Source organism: Serratia proteamaculans (assembly GCF_008830365.1).
In the GTDB taxonomy this organism is placed as follows: domain Bacteria; phylum Pseudomonadota; class Gammaproteobacteria; order Enterobacterales; family Enterobacteriaceae; genus Serratia; species Serratia proteamaculans.
This window is the reverse complement of sequence record NZ_WBKI01000003.1, coordinates 470484-495989: the sequence shown is the minus strand read 5'-3', so window position 1 is coordinate 495989 and position 25506 is coordinate 470484. Positions and strand designations below refer to the sequence as shown.

The following is a 25506-nucleotide window of genomic DNA, read 5'->3' as shown; positions in this document are numbered from 1 at the left end:
TGAAGGAACGTTTAAGACTAAGACGTTGATAGGCTGGGTGTGTAAGTGCAGCGATGCATTGAGCTAACCAGTACTAATGATCCGTGAGACTTAACCTTACAACACCAAAAGTGTTTTGATTTGAGAGTATGATTTTCAGCGAGTTCCGAGATTGGTTCTGGTGGTTACTGAGGTAACGGCCGAGAATGAAACAGAATTTGCCTGGCGGCAATAGCGCGGTGGTCCCACCTGATCCCATGCCGAACTCAGAAGTGAAACGCCGTAGCGCCGATGGTAGTGTGGGGTCTCCCCATGCGAGAGTAGGACACTGCCAGGCATCAAACAAAGTCGAAAGCCTCATGCGAAAGCATGAGGCTTTTTGCTGTGTGCGAAAGAAAGAGCAGACGCCGCTACGCTGCGCCTTTCATGAGTGAGATCGACTTGGCCGGGCATGTGAATGGCTATTATGGTCCTGCGTACTATCAGGTATTAGCCACTGCCGACAAACAAATAGAAACACTGCTCAGTGAGTTGGATAGGCAGGATTTACGTGAAGATACCCTGGTGATTGTCTCGCCAGATCATGGTGGTGGCACTGAACAAGTCGATGGAACCCAAACTCAGAAAGAGCGGGTTCAGCATGCTGAACCCGCTGGTTTATGGTTAATGTGAACTGCCCTGGGAAATACCCAGGCCGGTTTGTGAACGTACAAATTGGAAGCGGAAACGTTCACGCTCTTGCTGTCCGGCCAATGAGCTGTCGGTCACCGAGAACAGCCAGGTACCGATAAAGGCGGCCAGCATCGAGAACAGTGCCGGATATTCATAAGGATAAATGGCTTTCTCGTGTCCCAGGATCTGCACCCAGATGGTTGGGCTGAGGATCATCAGGATCACCGCCGTCAGCAGACCTAACCAACCGCCGATCATCGCGCCGCGAGTGGTCAGGCGTGACCAGTACATCGAAAGAATGATAATCGGGAAGTTACAACTGGCAGCAATCGAGAAGGCCAGCCCGACCATAAAGGCGATATTCTGTTTCTCGAACAAAATCCCCAGTGCAATGGCCACAATACCCAGGATCACCACGGTAATCTTTGAAACCCGCAGTTCATCACGTTCAGTCGCCTTGCCGTTTTTAATTACGCTGGCGTACAAATCATGAGATACCGCAGAGGCCCCTGCCAGCGTCAGGCCGGCAACCACCGCCAGAATGGTGGCAAAGGCGACCGCCGAGATAAAGCCGAGGAAGAAGTTGCCGCCCACCGCATTGGCCAAATGCACCGCCGCCATGTTGGTGCCACCCAATAGTGCCCCGGTGGCGTCTTTGAACACCGGATTAGGGCCGACTAACAGGATCGCACCGAAGCCGATAATAAAGGTCAGGATGTAGAAGTAACCGATAAAACCGGTGGCATAGAACACGCTCTTACGGGCCTCTTTAGCGTCACTGACGGTAAAAAAGCGCATCAGAATGTGCGGCAGACCAGCGGTACCAAACATCAGCGCCAGCCCCAATGAGAGTGCAGAAATAGGATCGGACACCAGCCCGCCAGGGCTCATGATGGCGATGCCTTTCGGATGAACCTTCACTGCCTCGGCAAACAGGGTATTGAAGTCAAAATTGACCGATTTCATCACCATTAGCGCCATAAAGCTGGCACCAGCCAATAACAGCACGGCTTTGATAATCTGCACCCAGGTGGTCGCCAGCATGCCGCCGAACAGCACGTACAGCACCATCAAAATACCGACCAGGATGACCGCCACGTGATAGTTAAGGCCAAACAGCAACTGAATCAGCTTACCGGCCCCCACCATCTGAGCAATCAGGTACAGCGCGACCACCACCAGTGAGCCACAGGCGGAGAGGGTGCGGATCGGCTTTTGCTTTAGTCGGTAAGAAGCCACGTCAGCAAAGGTATAACGGCCCAGGTTGCGCAGGCGTTCTGCAATCAGGAACAAAATGATTGGCCAGCCGATCAGGAAGCCGATGGAGTAAATCAGCCCGTCATAGCCAGAGGTATACACCAGTGCGGAAATACCGAGGAAAGAGGCGGCTGACATAAAATCGCCGGCAATCGCCAGACCGTTCTGCAAACCGGTAATTTTCCCACCTGCGGTGTAATAATCCTGGCGTGAGCGGGTGCGTTTGGAAGCCCAGTAGGTGATGTATAGCGTAGCGCCGACAAACAGCACGAACATGACGATCGCCTGAATGTTCAAGGGTTGACGCTGAACTTCTCCCCCAATGGCATCGGCAAATGCCAGGCCCGGTAGCGTCAGCAGAGCGGCGGCAGGTAGTAAACGCTTCATTTCTTCACCTCACGCAGGATTTCTGCAGTCAGGCGATCGAACTCGCCGTTGGCGCGGAATACGTAGATCCCGGTCAGCACAAAAGAGATCACGATCAGGCCTACGCCTACCGGGATCCCGCGGGTAATGGTAGATCCTTCGGCGATCGGCGTGCCCAACCACTGAGGATCGAAAGCGATCAATAAAATAAAGCTGACATACAGTGCCAGTGTAATCAGTGAAAGCAGCCAGGCGAAGCGGCTACGTTTTCGCACCAATTCTATAAAGCGCGGGTTTTCCTCAATCCCTTGATAAATGGTGTCATTCATCAGAGCATCTCCAGTAGGTATTGATAGAGTCCGCCGCGCTTGAAGCCGACCATCGGGGACTTCCCGCTGATCGGCCTGAGGCGGCGGAAATTAGGACGGAACTTTCATTGATTGTTTTTCTTCCAACAGCTTTTCGACTACGGCCGGATCTGCCAGCGTTGAGGTATCCCCCAGGTTGCTGGTATCGCCGGCGGCAATTTTGCGCAGGATGCGGCGCATGATCTTGCCGGAACGCGTTTTAGGTAGTGAATCTGTCCAATGCAGGACATCCGGCGTGGCGATCGGCCCTATCTCTTTGCGTACCCAGTTACGCACTTCGGTATACAGCTCAGGCGTAGGTTCTTCACCGTGGTTCAGCGTGATATAGGCGTAAATCGCCTGGCCCTTGATGTTATGTGGAATGCCGACCACCGCCGCTTCGGCGATTTTCGGGTGGGAGACCAGTGCTGACTCAATCTCGGCGGTGCCCAGACGGTGACCGGAGACGTTAAGCACGTCATCGACACGACCGGTGATCCAGTAGTATCCGTCTTCGTCACGGCGTGCGCCGTCACCGCTGAAATACATGCCTTTAAAGGTGGAGAAGTAGGTTTGCTCGAAACGATCGTGGTCGCCGAACAGGGTGCGAGCCTGGCCAGGCCAGGAGTCGGTGATCACCAGGTTACCCTCACAGGCACCTTCTTGCGGGTTACCGAGGTTATCGACCAGCGCCGGCTGTACGCCGAAGAATGGTCGCGTAGCGGAACCGGCTTTCAGTTCGGTGGCGCCAGGCAGCGGCGTGATCATAAAACCGCCGGTTTCGGTCTGCCACCAGGTGTCGACGATCGGGCATTTACCGTTGCCGATTTTATTGTAATACCACTCCCAGGCTTCCGGGTTGATCGGCTCTCCAACCGAACCCATGATGCGCAGCGAGTCACGTTTGGTCCCTTCGATCGCCTTGTCACCTTCGGCCATCAGGGCTCGAATGGCGGTCGGTGCGGTGTACAGGATATTAACCTGATGCTTGTCGATCACCTGCGACAGACGGTTAACACCCGGGTAGTTTGGCACCCCTTCGAACATCAGCGTAATGGCGCCGCAGGCCAGCGGGCCGTACAGCAGATAGCTGTGGCCAGTGACCCAACCGACGTCGGCGGTACACCAGTACACGTCGCCGTCGTGATAATCGAATACATATTTAAAGGTCATGGCGGCATACACCAGATAGCCGCCGGTGGTGTGCAGCACGCCCTTGGGTTTACCAGTCGAGCCAGAGGTATAAAGGATAAACAGCGGGTCTTCCGCATTCATCTCTTCCGGTGGGCAGTCGGCCGAAACATCCTGGGTCAGTTCATGCCACCACAGATCGCGCCCTTCCTGCCAGTAACCGGGTTTACCGGTACGCTGGAATACCACCACGTTGGCGATGCTTTTTACGCCTGGATTTTTTAGCGCGTCATCGACGTTTTTCTTCAGCGGGACGGCACGCCCGGCACGCAGGCCTTCGTCAGCGGTGATAACCAGTTTGGAGTTGGAGTCGATAATGCGCCCGGCGACCGCTTCCGGCGAGAAACCGCCAAAGATCACCGAATGCACTGCCCCGATACGGGCGCAGGCCAGCATGGCGACGGCGGCTTCCGGCACCATTGGCATATAGATAGCCACGACGTCGCCTTTCTTCACGCCCAGCTTTTTCAGCACGTTGGCGAATTGGCAAACATCATGGTGCAATTGTTTGTAAGTCACCTGTTTTGACTGAGTGGGATCGTCACCTTCCCAGATAATGGCGGTTTGGTCGCCGCGTTCAGCCAGGTGGCGATCGAGGCAGTTAGCAGCCAGGTTCAGGGTGCCGTCTTCAAACCAGCGAATGCTGATATGGCCCGGATCGAACGAGGTGTTTTTGACCCGGCTATAAGGTTTAATCCAGTCCAGGATTTTCCCCTGCTCGCCCCAGAACGTTTCTGGGTCTTGCACAGACTGTTGATAATATTGTTGATATTGTGTCGAATTAATCAGGGCGTGTTCTGCAATTGCAGAAGGAATAGCGTGTTTATGCACTTGGCTCATGGCTTTTCTCCTTGAAGTTGTTAATAATATGTCAACTGAAGGTTAAGTATAGTTTGCTCCGATTCTTTGTTTCTTTTTTGCGCGGCAGATCACGCAACGAAGATATTGATTTGTAATAGTTCTGCCTCATTTGCGTTGAGCATCCACCCGCTTGGTGGGGCAAAATGCTTAGATAGGCGGTTTTTGCCAGAAAGCGCTATCTAAAGAACTAAAAAGAATAAACAACTCGCCAATAAATTCACTTTTTATCGGTATTAGTTAATATAAAATGCCGAGATTAAAATCTCTGTTAAACCTTTTCGGACCGTAGAGCACCTTTAATATTCGATGTCGATATTAATAGCCAAGCCGTCAGCCAAGAGTGCTAATAAGGAGAAGGTTTCAGAATCATCCTATTAAATAGGAGGCCTGTGAGGCCCGGATATTTTCATTTTGAAAACGTTAATGTAACAGAATACAAACATCTCTATCGGACTAAATATGCAAGATTAACGAAAGTTAACGCATTTTCATCATGTATCAAACTCAAGATCCCAGATGCTATTGTGATTCACCTCACATAAAATTAAGCTTTTAATAACAATAAATTATGCCTAGCGACACTAAAAATCAAATCACGTGAGTTCGTTTTTTGCACAAAACCCAGATAAAACAAGGCTTGCAGAGTATGCCTGCCAAATGGTAAAGATTTAAACAGCGTCACACTAAGGGCAGGTGAACGCTTCCTGGTCATTAACATAAGCCTGTATTAAATGATTAAGTATTCTTTTCGGCGCGTTATTATAAATGTGCCGAAAAGAGTCTTTGAGGACTTTTAGGGTATGAAGAGTGTAAAAATCAGTCTTGCCTGGCAAATTATGATTGCATTGGCGTTGGGCATTATTGTTGGGGCGGTGCTCCATAATCAAACTGAATCACGAGAGTGGTTAGTCAGTAATATTCTAAGCCCGGCCGGTGATATATTTATCCGCCTGATTAAGATGATTGTGGTACCGATCGTTATTTCTACGCTGGTGGTGGGGATTGCCGGCGTGGGGGACGCGAAGAAGTTAGGCCGTCTCGGGTTGAAAACCATTATTTACTTCGAAGTGATCACCACTATCGCCATTGTGGTGGGGCTGACATTGGCTAATGTTTTTCAACCCGGCCACGGTATCGACATGTCGACGCTGACCGCGGTGGATATCTCGCAGTATGAAAAAACCACGGAGCAGGTGCAAAGTGGCTCACACAGCCTGGTTGCCACTATTCTGTCGTTGATCCCGTCGAATATTTTCGCCTCGATGGCGAAAGGCGACATGTTGCCGATCATCTTCTTCTCGGTGCTGTTTGGCCTGGGCCTGTCGTCACTGCCGAAAGAAACCAAAGAGCCGCTGCTGAAGGTATTTAAAGCCGTTTCCGAAAGCATGTTCAAAGTCACGCATATGATCATGCGCTATGCGCCGATTGGGGTGTTTGGTTTGATCTCCGTGACGGTTGCCAACTTTGGCTTCGCCTCATTGCTGCCCCTGGCCAAACTGGTGCTGTTGGTGTACTTCGCGATTGCCTTCTTTGCGTTGGTGGTGCTGGGGGCGGTCGCTCGCCTCTGTAACCTGCGTATCTGGACGCTGATCCGTATCCTGAAGGATGAACTGATCCTGGCCTTTTCCACCGCCAGTTCGGAAACGGTGTTGCCGCGTATCATCGAAAAGATGGAGGCTTATGGCGCACCCAAGGCGATCACCAGCTTTGTGGTACCGACCGGTTATTCCTTCAATCTGGACGGTTCGACGCTGTATCAGAGCATTGCCGCCATCTTTATTGCGCAGCTGTATGGGATTGAGCTGTCCCTGGGCCAGGAGATTGTGCTGGTGGTGACGTTAATGCTTACCTCTAAGGGCATTGCCGGCGTGCCGGGTGTTTCCTTTGTGGTGTTGCTGGCGACCCTGGGAAGTGTAGGGATCCCGCTGGAAGGTTTAGCGTTTATTGCTGGCGTAGATCGCATCCTGGATATGGCACGTACCGCACTGAATGTCGTGGGCAATGCGCTGGCGGTGCTGGTGGTGGCTAAATGGGAGCATCAGTTCGACAGCAAAAAGGCGTTGGCCTTCGAGAAAGAGTTCTTGTCCGGCAAGATGAAACAGATAAAAGAGTCTTAATCGCCATTCTGCGCGATGATTGGAAAACCCGCCTGGTGGCGGGTTTTTTTATCGTCTATCTCGGGATCAACATGCGGGTGCGGAGCCCTGAGGCGGCAGGAAGCGCAGTGGATCCAATGCGGTAGCACGATAACGGATTTGGAAGTGCAGCATCACCTTGTCGGTACCGGTGCTGCCCATGGTGGCAATCTTCTGCCCGGCTTTCACTTCCTGAGCGTTGCGAACCAGCAGGGTGTTGTTGTGGGCGTAGGCGCTGATGTACTCATCATTGTGTTTTATCATAATCAGATTGCCGTAACCCCGGAGCTGGTTGCCAACGTACACCACTCGTCCTTTGGCTGCGGCAAACACTGGCTGACCACGGTTACCAGCGATATCAATACCTTTATTGCCTCCGTCGGCGGTGGAATACTTGCTGACGATATTGCCCTGGGTTGGCCAACGCCAGCATTTGATACTGCTGCGGATCGGTGGCGTTACGGCTGCAATCTGGCTGGTAGACTGCGTTTTGCGTGATTTGCCCTTCTTCGCCGTCGCATTATTTAGCGCCAGCTTTTGGCCAATCTCCAGGTTGTAGGGTTTGGGGATCTTATTACGCCGCGCCAACTCGCTGACTTCACTGTTGGTGATCCAGGCAATATAGAACAGCGTATCGCCGCGTTTAACGGTATAGGTATTGCCGTTATAACTGCCTCTGGCCAACTGATCATAATCACGGTTGTAGCTGTTCGATTTTTTTCCGGAGCCGCACCCCAGTAATCCCAGACTGATCATGCACACGGCAATCAGTCGCCATACAGCGAATGTGCTTCCCATACTCAAATATCGTCCTTAAACGTCGTCGCGCCCTATTGTGATCTGCCTATAGTAACATCAACGGTCAGGTGGTCAAAAACGCCGCCATGGACTAAATTTTGCCGGGCTAAGGCAGAAGGTTTTACCTTTTGGCTCAAAATGTTCATGGATTGGGAACAGCAAATATGCAAGAAACCTTAACGCTCTCCGGTTATCTGGTGCTGGCAGCCACACTATTAGTGGCTTATGTGATCTTCGGCATCGCCGGTTTTGGTTCCGCGTTAGTCGCCAGTCCGATAATGGCGCTTTATATGCCGGTGGCGAAAATCGTCCCGTTGCTGGCACTGCTGGATATGTGCGCGGCGATAGTTAACGTCAGTCGCGACGGGCGGAACGCTCAATGGCCTGAACTAAAACGGCTGATTCCATTAATGGTCATCGGCAGTCTGCTTGGGGCGGCGATCCTGCTGAAAACTCGGCCAGAGATCCTGTTGCTGGCGCTGGGGATTTTTGTTGTGTTTTACGCGCTCTATTCACTCAGTGGTTTAAAACCTGACCGGCAATTTTCACCCAGGGCGGCTGTGCCTTTCGGTTTGGTTGGCGGGGTATTCAGCGCGCTTTTTGGCAGCGGCGGTTTTATTTACGCCATTTATCTCAGTGGGCGGATTGAGAAAAAAGAAGCTTTCCGTATTACCCAAACCACGCTGATAGGTATGAGCACCCTGACCCGAGTGGCGATTTTTGCCCTGGCTGGTGTTTATATGGACGTTGATTTACTACTGCTGGCATTGGTGCTGGTACCGGGCATGCTGGTGGGGATTACGATGGGCCGTTACTTCACGCTGAAGATGTCGCGTGAGCAATTCCTCAAGCTCATCAATGTGATCTTGTTGGCTTCCGGCGCTATGTTGATTATTAAGTACTTTAGTTGACGGCGATGGCGAGGCTGGTTATACCTCAGAAAGCAAAAAACCCGCCATAGGCGGGTTCTTCTAAAGATGGTGCCCGGACTCGGACAACTGGCGTTTACGCCGGGTTGAACAACGCTTCAGCGTTGGCCCGTAGGGTGAGGCCTCTGGCCGAATAATCGAACCTGTTCGATGCAGAGTCCATACCTCAGAAAGCAAAAAACCCGCCATAGGCGGGTTCTTCTAAAGATGGTGACCGGACTCGGACAACTGGCGTTTACGCCGGGTTGAACAACGCTTCAGCGTTGGCCCGTAGGGTGAGGCCTCTGGCCGAATAATCGAACCTGTTCGATGCAGAGTCCATATCTCAGAAAGCAAAAAACCCGCCATAGGCGGGTTCTTCTAAAGATGGTGCCCGGACTCGGACAACTGGCGTTTACGCCGGGTTGAACAACGCTTCAGCGTTGGCCCGTAGGGTGAGGCCTCTGGCCGAATAATCGAACCTGTTCGATGCAGAGTCCATATCTCAGAAAGCAAAAAACCCGCCATAGGCGGGTTCTTCTAAAGATGGTGCCCGGACTCGGAATCGAACCAAGGACACGGGGATTTTCAATCCCCTGCTCTACCGACTGAGCTATCCGGGCAACGCGCAGCATTAAACCGTATTGGCCGAAGGCAGTCAACGGCTTTGTGAATGAAATCAGGTAAAACGCGACTGGTTGCTGGCTTTTCGGTCAAAGGGTTCGAAAATTGTGCCGAGTTGGCTATTATTTTACGGCGGCGGTATACCGCCGCACACTGAATTAGCTTAACGCACCGTTTCTGCGGCACTGGGCCACCTGCAAGATATCTTCCGCCAGCCGCTTGGCGACGGATACGTCCTGTAGCTGGCGTTTTACCAGCAGTTTGCTCAGGCAGCCTTCCTGGATCAGCTCCATTTGCTGCGCCACCATGTCGGCGTCGTCGGCATCCATTTCCCGCAGCAGATCGCGGGTCAGATCCAGCGAGGTGAGTTTCTGTTGCTCAGCCAACTGGTGGATCGGGTGGTCCACTTCCGGGAAGAAACTGCAGGCGGCGATAAACAGGCAGCCGGGGTAGCGGTCGTGTTTGACGTATTCTTCCAAAACGTCATAGCGTGCCAGCAGCTTTTGCTGTGGACTCAGGGTCTCGTCCAGCAGTAACTGGCGGCGCCAGGTATCAATTTGCTGGCCATGATAGCGCAGGCAGTCATACAGCAGCGCTTCGCGATCCGGCCAGAACCGTTTCAGGTCGTCCGGTTGCACGTCGAGTTTATCTGCCAGCATTTCCAATGTGGTGGTCGCCAGGCCCTGTTGTTCCAACAGCCCCAGTGCCGTATCAAGGACGTGTTCACGTTGCACTTGTGCTTCCTCCAAATTCGGTTCCGATCCTCAGTGTTATTTATTGCACCGTTTTCTGCAAATGCGCGTTGAACGCCGTCGCATCCATAAATCCGGTAACCCGTTGGGTTGTTAACTCTTGCCCGGTACCGTTAAAGAACAGAATCGTTGGCAATCCCAAGACTTTCAGGTGCTTAAGCAATGCGACCTGTTCGGCATCGTTGGCCGTGACATCGGCCTGTAGCAGCACCGCGTTAGCCAGCTTAGCCTGAACACTGGCATCGCTGAAGGTATATTTCTCGAACTCCTTACAGGCGACGCACCAGTCGGCGTACAAATCCAGCATCACCGGCTTTCCCTGCGCCTGCTGTAGCGCCAGATTGAGCTGATCTACATTACTGATCCGTGTGAAGTTCAGGTGTTGCACCGCTGCCTGCTGTGCGCTGTTGGCGCCAAAGGCCCAGTCTTGCAGCGGTCGTGCGGCGATCACTGCTGCCGCCAGCAGCAATAATTGCAGTGCCCGAACCCAACCACGGGAAGTCTTCAGGCTTAACGCAAATGCCCAACCGAAGAACGCCAGGCCGAGCAGGCTCCACAACCGCAGTCCCCACAGATCGCCAATCACTCGCTCCAGCAGGAACACCGGCAGCGCGAGGATCACGAAGCCAAAAGCTTCTTTGACATACTGCATCCATGGGCCGCTGCGTGGCAGCAGGCGGTTGCCGAACAGGGTCACCAGCACCAGCGGGATTCCCATCCCCAGCGCATAGAGATACAAGGTGCCACCACCGGCCCACATATTGCCGCTTTGGGCGATGTACAGCAGGATCGCGCTGAGCGGAGCTGTGGTGCAGGGGGAGCAAATCAGTCCGGCCAGTGCGCCCATAAGGAAGACGCCGGGCAGCGAACCGCCTTGCTGGCTGTTACTCCAGCCCGCCAATCGCGTTTGCAGCGAAGAGGGCAACTGCAGCGAATACAGACCGAACATCGACAGGGCCAGCGCGATAAACAGCACTGACAGGCCAATCAATACATATGGGTGTTGCAGCGCCGCCTGGAACTGCAACCCGGCGGCAGCGACTACCAGGCCGAGCACCGTGTAGGTCAGTGCCATGCCCTGCACGTAAACCACCGCCAGCGCCAGTATACGGCCGCTGCTGTGTGGCTTTTCACGCCCAAGGATGATGCCGGAAATCAAAGGATACATCGGCAACACGCAAGGGGTGAAGGCAATGCCAATACCAATCAGTAGCGCCCACAAAGGGGAGAACGGCAGACTGGTGGGTGCCGGTTCTTCCGGTCCGCTGGCCGGCGGTGCGGTTGAAGCACTCACCGCATCCAGAGGGATCACCCGCGTCTCCGGCGGATAGCAGAAACCCGCTTCGGCGCAGCCCTGATAAGTCACGCTCAGGCTGGCACCGCTGGCCGCCTTTTGCAGTGGGATCGATAGATTCAGCTGTTGTTTGAAAATGGCGACTTCGCCGAAGAACTCATCCTTGTGGCTCAGCCCGGGCGGCAGCTCGAAGGAGTCTAACGTCGCTTGCTGTGGCACCAGTTTAATCTGCTGGCGATAGAGGTAATAACCGGGGCGGATTTGCCAGTTCAGCGTCAGCTGGTGGTCCTGCTGCTTAAAATCGAAGGCAAAAGCCTGATCGACCGGCACGAACTGGTTGCCGCCGTTCTGGGAGAATAGCGATGCCTGGGCCGCCTGCGGCAAAAAAAACAGGCTGCAAAGCAGGAATATCAATTTAATGAGGCGTTGATCCATAACAGGTAGTCTTTATCTCCAGCCATCACCGGCAGCACCAGCAGCTCGGGCGTTTGATACGGGTGATGTTGTTTCAGGTAGTTGAGCAGGGCGTCTTGATGGCGGCGATCGCTTTTGAACAGCATTTGCACTTCATACTCCTGTTCCAGTTTCCCTTCCCAGTAGTATAACGATGATGCGCCGGGCAGCAGCGTGACGCAGGCCGCCAGTTTTTCACCCAGAACCCGGGCCGCCAGGTCTTGAGCCGTGCCCTCATCGGGTGCGGTGCAGAGTATGACGACAGCTTCGCAATCAGACATCTTCAGCCCTCTCATCCAGATTATCAGTGGGCACTATACCTTGAAGGGCGGTCGGCTAGAAGGCGAGTTTATCGCCAATGGGGCGGGGGAGAAACCGGGGCCGCAGCCCCGGTGAAAGCATTACAGCATTACGCTGCCCAGCAGGAAGCCGAACAGCACCGCCAATATCACCCCGATGGTGCCGGGAATAAAGAACGGGTGGTTAAACACAAAACGTCCGATGCGCGTGGTACCGGTGTCATCCATCTGTACTGCGGCGACCAGCGTAGGGTAGGTCGGCAGGATGAACAGGCCGGAGACGGCGGCAAAGGACGCAACGGCGGTCAATGGCGAGACGTTCAGCGCCAGTGCCATTGGCATCAGTGCCTTGGCGGTAGCGGCCTGAGAGTACAGCAGCGCCGAGCAGAAGAAGAAAATCACTGCCAGCAGCCACGGATGTGATTGGATCACGGTACCTGCAGTTTCTTTGATCCAGTCGATATTGGCCTGTACAAAGGTGTCACCCAGCCAGGCCACGCCCAAAATACAGATACAGGCGCTCATACCGGCCTTAAAGGTGCTGGAGTTGAGCACCATATCGGTATCGACTTTGCACAGCAGGGTGGTCAGGGTGGCGACGCTCAGCATGATGATCAAAATCGCGTTAGTGGTGTTCATCAAGGGTTTTGCCACCAGGCCGAGACCCGGGCTGTTGATGATGGCGTAGGCCACCACGCACAGTACGCCGAACAGGAACAGCAACACCGAGACTTTGGCGCGTGGTTTGATTTCCACCACCTTGTTGCCGCGCAGGGTAACCAGACCTTCTTCAAGGCGTTTCTGATAAACCGGATCGTCAGACAGTTTGGAGTCGAACATCCAACTGACCAGCAGCGACATCAGCACCACGGCGCAGAAGGTAGAAGGCATTACCACCATCAACAAGTGCAGATAGCTGACACCGTGGCCTTCCATCACGGAGGACATGTAGACCACTGCAGCGGAAATGGGGGAGGCGGTGATGGCAATCTGGGCAGATACCACGGCGGTAGATAGCGGACGGCAAGGCTTGATGCCCTGTTCTTTCGCTACTTCGGCAATCACGGGCAAGGCAGAAAGAGAAATATTGCCGGTACCGGCGAAGATAGTCAGAAAATAAGTGACGATCGGCGCCAGAATAGTGATGTGCTTGGGGTTCTTGCGCAGCAGCTTTTCAGTTTGCTGCACCAGATAATCCATCCCGCCTGCGACCTGCATTGCCGAGATCGCGGCAATCACTGCCATGATGATGGAAATGACATCGAACGGAATGCTGCCCGGCTTCACGCCAATCAGTGCCAGGACCAAAACGCCGAGCCCGCCTGCAAATCCAATCCCGATACCGCCCAACCTGGCCCCTAAAAAAATGGCCAGCAGAACGATAACCAATTCTACGGCTAACATAGTATCTACTCCTCAAAATAAGATTATTTGAAAATAAAAAGTTAAATTTTTGTGGGCGATGGAAAGTAAAAAGGCACGCTATCAAAATGATTTAGCGTGCCTTTTTGGGCTACCGGGTGTGTCTGTTATTGTTCATTTTCATCCGTATAGCGTTTGGCTTTATACGCCGGGTGCATCAGGTTCTCCACGGAGAAGATGTCATCCAGCTCGGCTTCGGTCAGCAGACCGCGTTCCAGCACCACTTCGCGTACGCTCTTGCCGGTTTCGGCACAGATCTTCCCGACGATGTCACCATTATGGTGGCCAATGAACGGGTTCAGATAGGTGACGATACCGATAGAATTGAAGACGTAGTGCTCGCAGACTTCTTTATTCGCGGTGATGCCGTTAATGCATTTTTCCAGCAGGTTATAACAGGCGTTGGTCAGGATGTGGATGGACTCAAACATCGCCTGGCCAATCACCGGCTCCATCACGTTCAACTGCAACTGGCCTGCTTCGGCCGCCATGGTAACGCAAGTATCGTTGCCAATCACCTTGAAACACACCTGATTGACCACTTCCGGGATCACCGGATTCACCTTGGCAGGCATGATAGAAGAGCCCGCCTGCAGTTCCGGCAGGTTGATTTCGTTCAGGCCGGCGCGTGGGCCTGAAGACAGCAGGCGCAGGTCGTTACAGATTTTGGAGAGTTTGACCGCCAAACGTTTCAGCGCGCTGTGCACCATGACGTAGGCACCGCAGTCTGAAGTGGCTTCGATCAAGTCTTCGGCCAGCACGACCGGCAGATTACTGACTTCCGCCAGTTTCTGTACCGCCAATTGCGCGTAACCTTCGGGCGTGTTCAGAGCGGTACCGATCGCCGTGGCGCCAAGGTTCACTTCCAGCAGCAGTTCGGCAGTGCGGTGCAGGTTGCGAGTCTCTTCTTTCAGCAGCACGCTGAAAGCATGGAACTCCTGACCCAGAGTCATAGGTACCGCATCCTGCAACTGGGTGCGGCCCATTTTCAGGATGGTTTCGAATTCTTTGGCCTTGTGGTCAAAACCTTCGCGCAGCTGGTTGATGGCGTCGATCAGCTTTTGGTTGGAAGCGTAAACGGCAATGCGAAAACCGGTAGGGTAGGCATCGTTGGTGGACTGGCATTTGTTGAGATGATCGTTAGGGTTCAGGTATTGGTATTCGCCTTTCTGATGACCCATCAGTTCCAGGCCGATATTCGCCAGCACTTCGTTGGTGTTCATATTCAGCGAAGTCCCTGCACCGCCCTGGAACACGTCTACCGGGAACTGATCCATACATTTGCCTTTATCCAGTACTTCATCACAGGCCTGGATGATGACATCGGCGATTTTGCGTGGGATGGTTTTTAATTCTTTGTTCGCCAGCGCAGCGGCTTTTTTTACCATCACCATGCCACGAACAAACTCGGGCACATCGCTAATTTTGCTATTGCTGATATAAAAGTTTTCAATCGCACGCAGAGTGTGAACACCGTAATAGGCTTCTGCGGGGACTTCACGTGTTCCTAACAGGTCTTCTTCGATACGAATGTTATTTGACATGAGAACCTTCTTTATATTGCTGCCGAATTAATTAATTGTCAGGTAACCAAATTATGTTGCCGAAGGCTTCAGGCGTGAAACGATTAACCACAGTGCCCGTTGCTGCCCAGATCATATGCTGGTTAGTAATAAATGACTGAATCCAGATCACCTTCTTAGCCTTCTAAAATCACGTGTTTCCCGTTCTGTGATCTCATTCACGTTTACTAACTTTAGCAATAAAAAAGGGCCTTTGGTTGAAATGACCATCGGCTGACCCCATTGTATTTAGGTCGGCCGTTTACCGGCCCCTTTTTCGCGTCGTCGCCTCCGTGCGGCGGCGTAGATCTACCAGAGGAGAACCAGGTGCGCTGGTTACCGTTACTGCTGATATTTCTGTTGGCATACATAGAAATATCTCTATTTATCAAAGTCGCCACCGTAATGGGCGTGGCGATTACCCTGTTGCTGGTGGTGTTCACTTCCTGCGTTGGTATTTCGCTGGTGCGTAATCAGGGCATGAAAACCTTCATGCAGATGCAACAGAAGCTGGCCGCGGGTGAAAGCCCAGCGGCGGAAATGGTGAAGAGCGTTTCACTGGTGTTGGCGGGCTTCCTGCTGCTGGTGCCGGGGTTCTTCACCGACTTCCTGGGTCTGTTGCTACTGCTGCCGCCGGTGCAGAAGTCGCTGACGCTGAAGCTGATGCCGCATCTTTCGGTCTATCGCCCCGGTGGTTGGGGGCAGGGCGGAAATGCGGCCAACGGCAATACTTTTGACGGCGAGTTTCAACGTAAGAACGACGATCGTTATACGTTGGATCACCAGCCTGACGATCACGACAAACCTAATGATCGATGAAAAAGCGCGGCCCAGGCCGCGTTTTTTGCATCCGTAGCCCAGTATGGCCATCAAAAGCGAAAATTTTTTTGTCTGGCCCCTTGAAGGGGGATGGAATGCCCCCATTTCAAATCCCACGAGGCCGGTAATAACAATCCGGTGACAACCCTAAATCTGATAGAGACCTTCTTACAGGAGAGCGTTCAATGAGTATTCGTCCATTGCATGACCGCGTTATCGTCAAGCGCAAAGAAGTTGAATCAAAATCTGCTGGCGGCATCGTTCTGACTGGCTCTGCAGCGGGTAAATCTACTCGTGGTGAAGTAGTAGCCGTTGGTAAAGGACGTGTTCTGGAAAGCGGCAGCATCCAGCCGCTGGATGTGAAAGTTGGCGATATCGTGATTTTCAACGACGGTTACGGCGTGAAAGCAGAGAAGATCGACAATGAAGAAGTGTTGATCATGTCCGAAAGCGACATTCTGGCAATTGTTGAAGCGTAATAACGCTTTATCTTCTGAACTGAACGAGTTGAAGGGAAATACCAATGGCAGCTAAAGACGTAAAATTCGGCAATGACGCTCGCGTGAAAATGCTCCGCGGCGTGAATGTTCTCGCTGATGCAGTAAAAGTGACCCTGGGCCCGAAAGGCCGTAACGTAGTGCTGGATAAATCCTTCGGCGCTCCTACCATCACTAAAGATGGCGTATCTGTTGCTCGTGAGATCGAACTGGAAGACAAGTTCGAAAACATGGGCGCGCAGATGGTGAAAGAAGTTGCCTCTAAAGCGAACGACGCTGCGGGCGACGGTACCACCACTGCAACCGTATTGGCTCAATCCATCATCACCGAAGGCCTGAAAGCAGTAGCTGCCGGCATGAACCCGATGGATCTGAAGCGCGGTATCGACAAAGCGGTTATCGCCGCTGTTGAAGAACTGAAAAAACTGTCCGTACCTTGCTCTGACTCCAAAGCCATCGCTCAGGTAGGCACCATCTCTGCAAACTCCGACGAAACCGTCGGTAAACTGATTGCAGAAGCGATGGAAAAAGTGGGCAAAGAAGGCGTTATCACCGTTGAAGAAGGCACTGGCCTGCAAGACGAGCTGGATGTTGTTGAAGGGATGCAGTTCGACCGTGGTTACCTGTCTCCGTACTTCATCAACAAACCAGAAACCGGTTCTATCGAACTGGAAAGCCCGTTCATCCTGCTGGCTGACAAAAAAATCTCCAACATCCGTGAAATGCTGCCAGTACTGGAAGCCGTGGCGAAAGCCGGCAAACCACTGCTGATCATTGCTGAAGATGTTGAAGGCGAAGCGCTGGCTACCCTGGTGGTTAACACCATGCGCGGCATCGTGAAAGTGGCTGCGGTTAAAGCACCTGGTTTCGGCGACCGTCGTAAAGCCATGCTGCAGGACATCGCTACCCTGACTGGCGGTACCGTAATCTCTGAAGAGATCGGTCTGGAGCTGGAAAAAACTACCCTGGAAGATCTGGGTACGGCTAAACGCATCGTGATCAACAAAGACACTACTATCATCATTGATGGTAATGGTGAAGAACCTGCGATTCAGGGCCGTGTGTCCCAGATTCGTCAGCAGATCGAAGAAGCAACTTCTGATTACGACCGTGAAAAACTGCAAGAGCGCGTAGCAAAACTGGCTGGCGGCGTTGCGGTAATCAAAGTCGGTGCAGCTACTGAAGTTGAAATGAAAGAGAAGAAAGCTCGCGTTGAAGATGCTCTGCACGCAACCCGTGCTGCAGTAGAAGAAGGCGTGGTTGCTGGTGGTGGTGTTGCACTGATTCGTGCAGCGTCCAAACTGGGTGAACTGCGTGGCGTGAACGAAGATCAGAACGTGGGTATCAAAGTTGCGCTGCGCGCAATGGAATCCCCACTGCGTCAGATTGTTCTGAACTGCGGCGAAGAGCCATCTGTTGTTGCTAACACTGTGAAAGCGGGCGAAGGTAACTACGGTTACAACGCGGCAACTGAAGAATACGGCGACATGATCGCGATGGGTATCCTGGATCCAACCAAAGTAACCCGTTCTGCTCTGCAGTATGCGGCTTCTGTGGCTGGCCTGATGATCACCACCGAGTGCATGATCACCGACCTGCCAAAAGGCGACGCTCCTGATTTAGGCGGCGCTGGCGGTATGGGTGGCATGGGCGGCATGGGCGGCATGATGTAATCATCCCCCACACGTTTGTGTGCTGAAAACCCCGGTCAATTGGCCGGGGTTTTTTATTTGCGTGCTTAGTCGCACTGTATTTGATGATATTTTTGCAGACCGGGCTGATTTAGCTGGTAAACTGATCTTTCATCAGCTGTCGCTCAAGACGTTGGCCTGGCACCATTGGCAACGGATGCTTAAGAGATGGCATCGCTTTCTGATAAGCTTTTGCGAAATTCTCAATATCATATGGGGAACAAGATGCGGATTAAAGCCTTACTGGGTCTTTCGGCAGCTGTGCTGCTGGCAGGTTGCAGCAGCACCAATGAACTGTCCGCCGCAGGTCAGCAGGTTAAATTTACTGACACCAAACCGGCAGCAGAGTGCCAGCTGGTTGGCGAAGTGACCGGCACCCAGAGCAACTGGTTGTCCGGTAACGGGGGTGAAGGCAGCTCCATGCGTGGCGCGGCAAACGATCTGCGCAACAAGGCGGCAGCGATGGGCGGCAATGTGATTTATGGCGCAACCAGCCCAAGTCAGAACCTGCTTTCAAGCTTTGCCCCGCTGGACAGCAAAATGGCCGGTCAGGTTTATAAGTGCCCGTAACGGCCTAATGAGCAACTCGTAACATAAAAAAGAGGCATGCCCCGGCATGCCTCTTTTTGTATCTGCAATATACCCGTCAGTCAGTCTTGCATCAGGCGCAGATCGAGAGGGGTTTTGCTTGGCTTTCCGCCGACTTCGCGGGTCAAACGCGGCACCAAATAGCCGGAAACCTTGCTCAACAGTGACTGTATGATAGCGCGCGCCTCGTCGTCGCTGACCATAAAGTGCGCTGCACCCTGCACCTTATCCAACACGTGGATGTAATAAGGCAGAATACCAGCGTCAAACAGTGCGTTGCTCAGGGCCGCCAGCGTATCGGCATCGTCATTGATACCGCGCAGCAGCACGCTTTGATTCAGCAGCGTGACGCCAGCCAGACGCAGTTGTGTCATGCTGGCCTGCAGCTCGCGGTCAATTTCATTGGCATGGTTGATGTGGGTGACCATCAGTACCTGAAGACGCGACGCCGACAGCCGCCGACACAGCTCTGGAGTAATACGCGCGGGGATAACCACGGGCAAACGAGTGTGGATACGCAGGCGTTTTAGATGCGTAATGGCTTCAAGTTCACCGATCAACCAGTCCAGTTCATGGTCCTTCGCCATCAGTGGATCACCACCGGAGAAAATAATCTCATCCAGTTCCGGGTGTTGACGGATATAATCCAACGCCTGACGCCAGTTGGCCTTATTGCCCTGGTTGTCCTGATACGGAAAATGGCGGCGGAAGCAGTAGCGGCAGTTGACCGCACAGCCGCCTTTAACCAGCAGCAAAGCACGATTACGGTATTTATGCAGTAGTCCTGGCACCACGCTACGCTGTTCATCCAGCGGATCGGTGGTGAAGCCGGGGGCGTTGATGAATTCCTCGCTGACGGTCAGTACCTGACGCAACAGCGGGTCATTGGCATCACCCGGACGCATTCGTGCAGCGAAGGCGCGAGGAACACGCAACGCAAAGAGCTGGCGTGCTTCGCGGCCCTGTGGCAGTTCCGGATGCGTATTCAGTGACAAAAGCTGCAGTAATTCATCGGGATCGGTAATAACATCGGCGAGTTGATGCAACCAATCTTCTCTATATGCCGTATTTTGGGTTATAATGTGTGCCATTTTTTTGGCTAAGCTACCAGTTTAAATATTCAGAGGGCCATCATGGCGACTTATTCTAGCAACGATTTCCGTCCGGGTCTTAAAATCATGTTCGAGGGCGAACCTTACGCTATCGAATCCAGTGAGTTCGTTAAGCCGGGCAAGGGCCAGGCGTTTGCACGCGTTAAAATGCGTCGCCTGCTGACCGGCAGCCGCGTTGAAAAAACCTTTAAATCTACCGACTCTTGCGAAGGCGCAGACGTGGTAGATACCAACATGAACTACCTGTACAACGACGGTGAGTTTTATCACTTCATGCACCCAGAAACTTTCGAGCAGCACGGGGTTGAAGAGAAAACCGTATCTGACGCGGCAAAATGGCTGCAAGATAACGCGGAATGTATCGTTACCCTGTGGGATGGTCGTCCTATCGCAGTTCAGCCACCGAACTTCATCGAAGCTGAAATCACTGATACCGACCCAGGCCTGAAAGGCGATACTGCCGGTACCGGCGGCAAGCCTGCGACCCTGAGCACCGGCGCAGTAGTTAAAGTGCCATTGTTCGTACAGATTGGCGAAGTTGTCCGTGTTGACACCCGCTCTGGCGAATACGTTTCACGCGTAAAATAAGTTTCAAAACAAAGGAGCCCAGCGTGGCTCCTTTGTTTACCCCTCCCGCGTATTGTTGGCAGAATCCACATAATGAAGAAAACTCTGTTGGCCATTATCTCCCTGTTGTTACTGATGTCCCTTAGCGGTTGTAATACTTTCCGTGGCTTCGGTGAAGACGTTCAGCACCTCGGCGGCGCTATCTCGCGAACAGCCAGTTAATAAGTATCAAATGCACTAATGTAATAGTGCGAAATAAGACCGTTTTAAACAGCAACTCCCGCTGATATTTACTAAGCTTAGAAAGCCGTACTTTTTCCTCACTGACAAATAAGGGCTTTCATATGCTGAAGAAAAGTATTATCGCGATTTTCTCTTTGATGATCTTAACCTCATTGACCGCATGCAATACCACTCAGGGCGTAGGCGAAGATATTCAGGCTGGCGGTAAGGCCATCCAGCGTAGCGCGCAATAACTTACCTTGCTGATTTCTGCGGTATTCCGCGAACCGCCACGAACAGGCATCGTCGTGGGATACCGTTTCCCCTGCTGAACTTCCTCCTGCAAGCACCTTTGTGCTGTTATCCTCTCCAGCGGAAGGTATAATCTCTGCGCATATCACAACGCTAAACGGGACGACCTGTTTACGCATCTGCATTCGGGGACGACCCCACCGTAATGGAGCCTGTTACATGGCTTGGATTATTCTGCTTATTGCCGGTTTACTTGAAGTGGTTTGGGCTATCGGCCTGAAATACACCCATGGTTTTACCCGCCTGACCCCTAGCCTTATCACTATTGCCGCCATGGTGGTCAGTATGCTGTTGTTGGCACATGCGATGAAAACGTTGCCCGCCGGCACGGCCTACGCGGTATGGACCGGTATTGGTGCAGTAGGGGCAGCGATTATGGGGATGGTGTTACTGGGCGAATCAACCAATATTGCGCGCATTCTCAGCCTGTGCCTGATTGTTGTTGGTATTCTCGGTCTGAAGTTCAGCAGTCACTGATTCTGCGGCTGTTTTACCCAAATCAGCTTATCGATAGCAAAACCGCTGTTCTTCGCGGTTTGTAATAACCTGTCGCGTGTGGCAGCGTCCAGCTCTGGCGTGCGCGACAGGATCCACAAGTAATCCCGGTTCGGGCCGCAGACCAGCGCGTAGCGGTAATCCGCATCCAACTCAATCACGTTATACCCGCCATAGAAAGGTCCAAAGAACGACACTTTTAGCGCAGCCACCTGCGGTGAGCCAATGAAATAGGCTTTGCCGGTGCTTTCTTGCCACTGTTGTTTTTGCGTATTAAAGCCACGGTTAATCACTTTCAGGCCGCCATCTTCGCGTGGGCTGTAATTGGCGGTGACCTGTTCAAGGCCACGTTCGAAGCGGTGGTCAAGGCGAGCGATTTCGTACCAGGTTCCAAGATAGCGCTGGCTGTCGAAATTATTCACTACTTTGACGTCCTTCGGCGGGGAAACGCTGCAAGCGACAGAGAGCACGGCGGAAAGCATCACACAAAGTTTTGACCAGAAATGCATGGCTGACTCCTGTTTACCTGATTGAGTTAAACAGTGTAGCCCAAAGGCAGAGCTGGCGACCTACGAAAGTGGGCCGCCAGAAGGGGTTTACAGGGTCACTACGCCGATAACGGTCACGACGCTGAGGATTGCAGCCAGGCCGTAGAATACCCATTTACCGGCCGGCACATGGATTTTCAGATCATGCATCGCATGGTGGATACGGTGAAGACCGCACCACAGCGGCAGGATAATCATCAGCAGCAGGAACAGGCGGCCGATCAGGCTTTGGCAGAATGCCAGTACGCGGTCATAGCCCAGCGCATCGCCGGGAAACAACCCCAGCGGCAGCAGAATGCCGACCAACAGTACGATAGCGGGGGCAATGATCGCTCCCCACATGCCACCGGCGCCAAATAATCCCCAGAAAACCGGCTCGTCTGAGCGTTTAGGTGCTTGATTTATCATGTTTCCTCCGGATTACACCAAGGCTACGGCCAGGATGACCACGCTGGCGATCAGGGTCACCGCCCACAGCGTTTTCACTATGGGCCCCGGGCCCATTTTCTCGCTGTTGACCACTATATTGGCGGCTTTCGGCGCCAAATCGAACCAGGTCTTGGTATGCAGCAGCGCGGCCAGCAGGGTGACGACGTTAATCAGCAGTACCAGCGGGTTTTGCAGAAAACCGACGAAACCCGCCCAGCTGTCTACGCCGCCTTTCAGCGCAAAGACGCCGTAGATCAGCACGATACTGAACCAGACTGCCGGTACCGAGGTACTTTCTCGCAGCATATAGAAACGGTAGAAGCCGAGCTTTTGCCACCAGGTCGGCGTCATGGTGCGCACATAGGGCTTACGTTGTGTTGTCATTACTGTTTATCTCCCTTATTGCGGCTTCAGCATGGCGATCATGAAGTCTTTGGCACTCTCTACCTTGCCCTGCTGAATAGCAGCGGCCGGGTCGACGTGCTTCGGACAAACCTCAGAGCAGTAGCCGACAAAGGTACAACTCCAGACACCATTTTCACCATTGAGCTGCGCCATACGCTGTTTCTGGCCGTGATCGCGGTTATCCAGGTTGTAGCGGTGCGCCAGAGTGATGGCCGCCGGGCCGATAAACTCTGGATTCAGACCGAACTGCGGGCAAGCGGCATAGCACAGGCCGCAGTTGATGCAGCCGGAGAACTGGTGATACTTGGCCATCTGCGCCGGCGTCTGCACGTTAGGGCCATCTTCCGGTTTGCGGTTATTGCCGATGATGTAAGGTTTAATCGCTTCCAGACTTTCGATAAAGTGGGTCATATCGACCACCAGATCGCGTTCAATCGGGAAGTTGCCCAGCGCTTCTACCTTCATGCCGCCGGTATATTCGCGCAGGAAAGTTTTACAGGCCAGCTTCGGCACCCGGTTGACCATCATGCCGCACGAGCCGCAGATTGCCATGCGGCATGACCAGCGGTAGGAAAGGTCGGGGGCCAGGTTATCCTTGATGTAGCCCAAGGCGTCGAGCAACGAGGTTTGCTCATCATAAGGCACCGCGAAGGTCTCGAAATGCGGCTCAGAGTCGCGTTCCGGGTTATAGCGCATGACCTCGATTTTCAGCGTGTTCATCTCAGCCATTTGCCTGCTCCTTATCCTTTTTATCCTGCGCTTCGGCTTCAGCGCCGTACACACGTTTGGCCGGTGGCAGTTTGGTGATCTTCACGTCGCTGTATTCCAGGCGGGGGGCACCGTTCGGGTTATGGAACGCCAGCGTATGCTTGAGGAAGTTCACGTCGTCACGTTCGGTGCAGCCTTCGTCCAGACGCTGGTGGGCACCGCGGGATTCTTTACGGTTGAAGGCGGAGTGCGCCATGCATTCGGCCACGTCCAGCCCGTAACCCAGCTCGATGGTGTACAGCAGATCGGTATTGAATACGCTGGAGCTGTCGGTAATTTTGACGCGTTTAAAGCGTTCTTTCAGCTCAGCCAGTTTATCGACGGTTTTCTGCATCAGTTCCGGCGTACGGTAAATACCGCAGCCTTCTTCCATCGACATACCCATCTCGTCGCGGATTTTGGCCCAGTTTTCGTTGCCTTCCTGCTTCATCAGGTTGCTCAGCCGGGTTTCGACGTCGCGCCCTTGTGCATCCAGTGTACTGCCGTTGGCCGGGCCGGTTTCCAGCGCGCGGCGAGCGGCTTGCTCACCGGCCACCCGGCCGAACACCACCAGTTCCGCCAGTGAATTGGAACCCAGGCGGTTGGCTCCGTGCAGCCCGACGGAGGAACATTCGCCGACGGCAAACAGCCCCTTGATGCGGGTTTCGCAGTTTTGATCGGTTTCAATGCCGCCCATGGTGTAGTGCGCGGTTGGACGCACCGGGATCGGCTCTTTCACCGGATCGACACCGACGTATGCCTTGGCCAGTTCACAGATGAACGGCAGGCGTTCCAGCAGTTTCTTTTCTCCCAGATGGCGCAGGTCGAGATAGACCACATCACCACGTGGGGTAGGGACGGTGCGACCGGCACGCCATTCGTGCCAGAAGGCCTGCGAGACTTTGTCACGCGGACCCAGCTCCATGTATTTGTTCTTTGGCTCACCCAGCGGAGTTTCCGGACCCATGCCGTAGTCCTGCAGGTAGCGGTAGCCGTCTTTGTTTACCAGAATACCACCTTCGCCACGGCAGCCTTCGGTCATCAGGATACCGGAGCCCGGCAGGCCGGTAGGGTGATATTGGACGAACTCCATATCACGCAGGGGGATACCGTGGTGGAACGCCATGCCCATGCCATCACCGGTGACGATGCCGCCGTTGGTGTTATAGCGATACACGCGGCCGGCACCGCCGGTCGCCATGATCACGGCATTGGCGCGGATCTGTACGCGAGTACCTTCCATCATGTTCATCGCTATCAGGCCGCGGGCCTGGCCATCATCTACCAGAATATCCAGTACAAAGTGCTCGTCGAAACGCTGGATTTGCGGGTATTTGAGGGAGGTTTGGAACAGGGTGTGCAGCATATGGAAGCCGGTTTTGTCGGCGGCGAACCAGGTGCGTTCAATCTTCATGCCGCCAAAGCGACGTACGTTGACCGAACCGTCTTCTTTACGACTCCATGGGCAACCCCATTGTTCAAGTTGGGTCATTTCGCGCGGGCAGTTGTGAACGAAATGGTCGACCACATCCTGCTCACACAGCCAATCGCCCCCGGCAACGGTGTCGTTGAAGTGGTAGTCGAAGCTATCGTGATCCTGAGTGACGGCGGCGGAGCCTCCTTCAGCAGCCACCGTATGGCTGCGCATCGGGTAGACTTTTGAGATAAGCGCGATTTTCAGTTGGGGGTTGGCTTCCGCTGCGGCTATTGCTGCACGTAAACCAGCACCCCCGGCCCCAATAATGGCAAGATCGGCGTTAAAGGTTTGCACTGCATTCCTCCAATATTCTTGTTAAGAACGGCAAATTAAATATCTATGCTTAATATTTATAAAAAACTTCGGGTGCTAACTAACTGAGTTTATTGTCGTTGCATTAATACTAAGGATAGATATCTCCCACCAATAATGTGGAATTAACTATACCTAAAGTTAAGTAGAAGAAATTTGATGTGATCGATTGTTTTGCCTTTTAACCGCCGGCCGGGAGGATAATTTACCGCAGGCAGGATTTAACGTTTATTCACCTTTTATTAACCTTATTACTAACTATTTATCAGGTAATGTCGCGGTTAAAAGTCCAGGGCCTGTTAAGAATTTGTTTGCATGCCGGGATACGAGTAGACTGCATCCCCTGTTTGATTTCGGAGTAATTA

General features: G+C 53.2%; 26 protein-coding genes, 1 tRNA gene and 2 rRNA genes. 13 read left to right on the top strand and 16 right to left on the bottom strand.

All coding sequences use genetic code 11. From position 1 onward, the window contains the following. The 3 genes from F8R23_RS15870 to F8R23_RS15860 form a co-directional block, all read left to right on the top strand. Window positions 1–98: ribosomal RNA gene (locus F8R23_RS15870) — 23S ribosomal RNA — on the top strand; the annotation flags it as partial. Window positions 99–200: 102 nt separating this feature from the next. Further along, window positions 201–316, top strand: a 5S ribosomal RNA gene (gene rrf, locus F8R23_RS15865). A 32-nt stretch (window positions 317–348) separates the two neighbouring features. Continuing rightward, complete coding sequence (locus F8R23_RS15860; protein WP_151415800.1) at window positions 349–651, top strand: alkaline phosphatase family protein; 303 nt, start codon at window positions 349–351, stop codon at window positions 649–651. Here F8R23_RS15860 and actP read toward each other — a convergent pair. The 3 genes from actP to acs all read right to left on the bottom strand — a co-directional run bounded on the left by actP (window position 643) and on the right by acs (window position 4652). After that, window positions 643–2295 carry a cation/acetate symporter ActP gene (gene actP, locus F8R23_RS15855; protein WP_151415799.1) on the bottom strand — a complete coding sequence of 551 codons (1653 nt, stop codon included), beginning with the start codon at window positions 2293–2295 and terminating at the stop codon, window positions 643–645. The two genes, F8R23_RS15860 and actP, sit on opposite strands and share 9 nt — an antisense overlap. Further along, on the bottom strand, window positions 2292–2603 hold the full coding sequence (locus F8R23_RS15850; protein WP_112347862.1) for a DUF485 domain-containing protein: 312 nt from the start codon (window positions 2601–2603) through the stop codon (window positions 2292–2294). The genes actP and F8R23_RS15850 overlap by 4 nt, the downstream gene beginning before the upstream one ends. A 90-nt stretch (window positions 2604–2693) precedes the next feature. Beyond that, window positions 2694–4652 carry an acetate--CoA ligase gene (acs, locus tag F8R23_RS15845; protein WP_129935290.1) on the bottom strand — a complete coding sequence of 653 codons (1959 nt, stop codon included), beginning with the start codon at window positions 4650–4652 and terminating at the stop codon, window positions 2694–2696. Window positions 4653–5473: 821 nt separating this feature from the next. Between acs and gltP the strand changes: the two genes are divergently transcribed. Continuing rightward, entirely contained in the window at window positions 5474–6790 is a 1317-nt protein-coding gene (gene gltP, locus F8R23_RS15840; protein WP_129935288.1) for a glutamate/aspartate:proton symporter GltP, read from the top strand. A gap of 66 nt (window positions 6791–6856) precedes the next feature. On the opposite strand, the gene actS is transcribed toward gltP, so the two are convergent. Further along, the gene (actS, locus tag F8R23_RS15835; RefSeq protein ID WP_099065733.1) at window positions 6857–7606 is read right to left on the bottom strand and encodes an amidase activator ActS; all 750 of its coding nucleotides are present in this window, start codon (window positions 7604–7606) and stop codon (window positions 6857–6859) included. Between the two features lie 164 nt (window positions 7607–7770). Between actS and F8R23_RS15830 the strand changes: the two genes are divergently transcribed. After that, window positions 7771–8517, top strand: a complete 747-nt coding sequence (locus F8R23_RS15830) for a sulfite exporter TauE/SafE family protein (protein WP_151415798.1) — start codon at window positions 7771–7773, stop codon at window positions 8515–8517. A 544-nt stretch (window positions 8518–9061) separates the two neighbouring features. On the opposite strand, the gene F8R23_RS15825 is transcribed toward F8R23_RS15830, so the two are convergent. From F8R23_RS15825 to aspA, 6 genes are all read right to left on the bottom strand, one after another. Continuing rightward, a tRNA-Phe gene (locus tag F8R23_RS15825) sits at window positions 9062–9137 on the bottom strand. 159 nt (window positions 9138–9296) lie between these two features. Then, window positions 9297–9872: a transcriptional regulator gene (locus tag F8R23_RS15820; protein ID WP_129935284.1), complete on the bottom strand. Its 576-nt coding sequence runs from the start codon at window positions 9870–9872 to the stop codon at window positions 9297–9299. Between the two features lie 40 nt (window positions 9873–9912). After that, window positions 9913–11619 carry a protein-disulfide reductase DsbD gene (locus tag F8R23_RS15815; protein ID WP_129935282.1) on the bottom strand — a complete coding sequence of 569 codons (1707 nt, stop codon included), beginning with the start codon at window positions 11617–11619 and terminating at the stop codon, window positions 9913–9915. Continuing rightward, entirely contained in the window at window positions 11595–11918 is a 324-nt protein-coding gene (gene cutA, locus F8R23_RS15810) for a divalent cation tolerance protein CutA (protein ID WP_099065432.1), read from the bottom strand. The genes F8R23_RS15815 and cutA overlap by 25 nt, the downstream gene beginning before the upstream one ends. Window positions 11919–12038: 120 nt before the next feature. Continuing rightward, on the bottom strand, window positions 12039–13340 hold the full coding sequence (locus F8R23_RS15805; protein ID WP_129935280.1) for an anaerobic C4-dicarboxylate transporter: 1302 nt from the start codon (window positions 13338–13340) through the stop codon (window positions 12039–12041). Window positions 13341–13465: 125 nt separating this feature from the next. Continuing rightward, window positions 13466–14902 carry an aspartate ammonia-lyase gene (gene aspA / locus F8R23_RS15800; RefSeq protein WP_129935278.1) on the bottom strand — a complete coding sequence of 479 codons (1437 nt, stop codon included), beginning with the start codon at window positions 14900–14902 and terminating at the stop codon, window positions 13466–13468. Window positions 14903–15247: 345 nt separating this feature from the next. Here aspA and F8R23_RS15795 point away from each other — a divergent pair, with 345 nt between their 5' ends. The 4 genes from F8R23_RS15795 (at window position 15248) to F8R23_RS15780 (ending at window position 18497) form a co-directional block, all read left to right on the top strand. After that, window positions 15248–15739 carry an FxsA family protein gene (locus F8R23_RS15795; protein WP_151415797.1) on the top strand — a complete coding sequence of 164 codons (492 nt, stop codon included), beginning with the start codon at window positions 15248–15250 and terminating at the stop codon, window positions 15737–15739. A 185-nt stretch (window positions 15740–15924) separates the two neighbouring features. Next, a complete protein-coding gene (locus F8R23_RS15790; RefSeq protein WP_085119369.1) occupies window positions 15925–16218 on the top strand; it encodes a co-chaperone GroES in 294 nt (97 codons plus the stop codon). Window positions 16219–16262: 44 nt separating this feature from the next. Next, window positions 16263–17909, top strand: coding sequence for a chaperonin GroEL (gene groL / locus F8R23_RS15785; RefSeq protein WP_099065429.1), 1647 nt, complete (start codon window positions 16263–16265; stop codon window positions 17907–17909). A 243-nt stretch (window positions 17910–18152) separates the two neighbouring features. After that, window positions 18153–18497 carry a DUF4156 domain-containing protein gene (locus tag F8R23_RS15780; RefSeq protein WP_012004874.1) on the top strand — a complete coding sequence of 115 codons (345 nt, stop codon included), beginning with the start codon at window positions 18153–18155 and terminating at the stop codon, window positions 18495–18497. A gap of 80 nt (window positions 18498–18577) precedes the next feature. On the opposite strand, the gene epmB is transcribed toward F8R23_RS15780, so the two are convergent. Further along, window positions 18578–19606 carry an EF-P beta-lysylation protein EpmB gene (gene epmB, locus F8R23_RS15775; RefSeq protein ID WP_129935276.1) on the bottom strand — a complete coding sequence of 343 codons (1029 nt, stop codon included), beginning with the start codon at window positions 19604–19606 and terminating at the stop codon, window positions 18578–18580. Window positions 19607–19648: 42 nt separating this feature from the next. Between epmB and efp the strand changes: the two genes are divergently transcribed. The 4 genes from efp (at window position 19649) to sugE (ending at window position 21205) form a co-directional block, all read left to right on the top strand. Next, window positions 19649–20215 (top strand): elongation factor P, encoded by a 567-nt coding sequence (efp, locus tag F8R23_RS15770; protein WP_004952647.1) that lies wholly within the window; start codon window positions 19649–19651, stop codon window positions 20213–20215. A 69-nt stretch (window positions 20216–20284) separates the two neighbouring features. Further along, a complete protein-coding gene (locus F8R23_RS15765) occupies window positions 20285–20416 on the top strand; it encodes an entericidin A/B family lipoprotein (protein ID WP_085119376.1) in 132 nt (43 codons plus the stop codon). 122 nt (window positions 20417–20538) lie between these two features. After that, a complete protein-coding gene (locus F8R23_RS15760; protein ID WP_044553925.1) occupies window positions 20539–20670 on the top strand; it encodes an entericidin A/B family lipoprotein in 132 nt (43 codons plus the stop codon). A gap of 217 nt (window positions 20671–20887) precedes the next feature. Then, entirely contained in the window at window positions 20888–21205 is a 318-nt protein-coding gene (gene sugE / locus F8R23_RS15755) for a quaternary ammonium compound efflux SMR transporter SugE (RefSeq protein WP_017891350.1), read from the top strand. Here sugE and blc read toward each other — a convergent pair. From blc to frdA, 5 genes are all read right to left on the bottom strand, one after another. Beyond that, the gene (gene blc, locus F8R23_RS15750; RefSeq protein ID WP_129937993.1) at window positions 21199–21732 is read right to left on the bottom strand and encodes an outer membrane lipoprotein Blc; all 534 of its coding nucleotides are present in this window, start codon (window positions 21730–21732) and stop codon (window positions 21199–21201) included. The genes sugE and blc overlap by 7 nt on opposite strands. Before the next feature lie 87 nt (window positions 21733–21819). After that, entirely contained in the window at window positions 21820–22179 is a 360-nt protein-coding gene (gene frdD, locus F8R23_RS15745) for a fumarate reductase subunit FrdD (protein WP_085119381.1), read from the bottom strand. 12 nt (window positions 22180–22191) lie between these two features. Next, complete coding sequence (gene frdC, locus F8R23_RS15740; RefSeq protein WP_151415796.1) at window positions 22192–22584, bottom strand: fumarate reductase subunit FrdC; 393 nt, start codon at window positions 22582–22584, stop codon at window positions 22192–22194. 15 nt (window positions 22585–22599) lie between these two features. Continuing rightward, a complete protein-coding gene (locus F8R23_RS15735; RefSeq protein ID WP_085119384.1) occupies window positions 22600–23334 on the bottom strand; it encodes a succinate dehydrogenase/fumarate reductase iron-sulfur subunit in 735 nt (244 codons plus the stop codon). Continuing rightward, window positions 23327–25123, bottom strand: coding sequence for a fumarate reductase (quinol) flavoprotein subunit (gene frdA, locus F8R23_RS15730; protein ID WP_151415795.1), 1797 nt, complete (start codon window positions 25121–25123; stop codon window positions 23327–23329). Before frdA ends, F8R23_RS15735 begins: the two co-directional genes overlap by 8 nt. Between the last annotated feature and the right edge of the window lie 383 nt (window positions 25124–25506).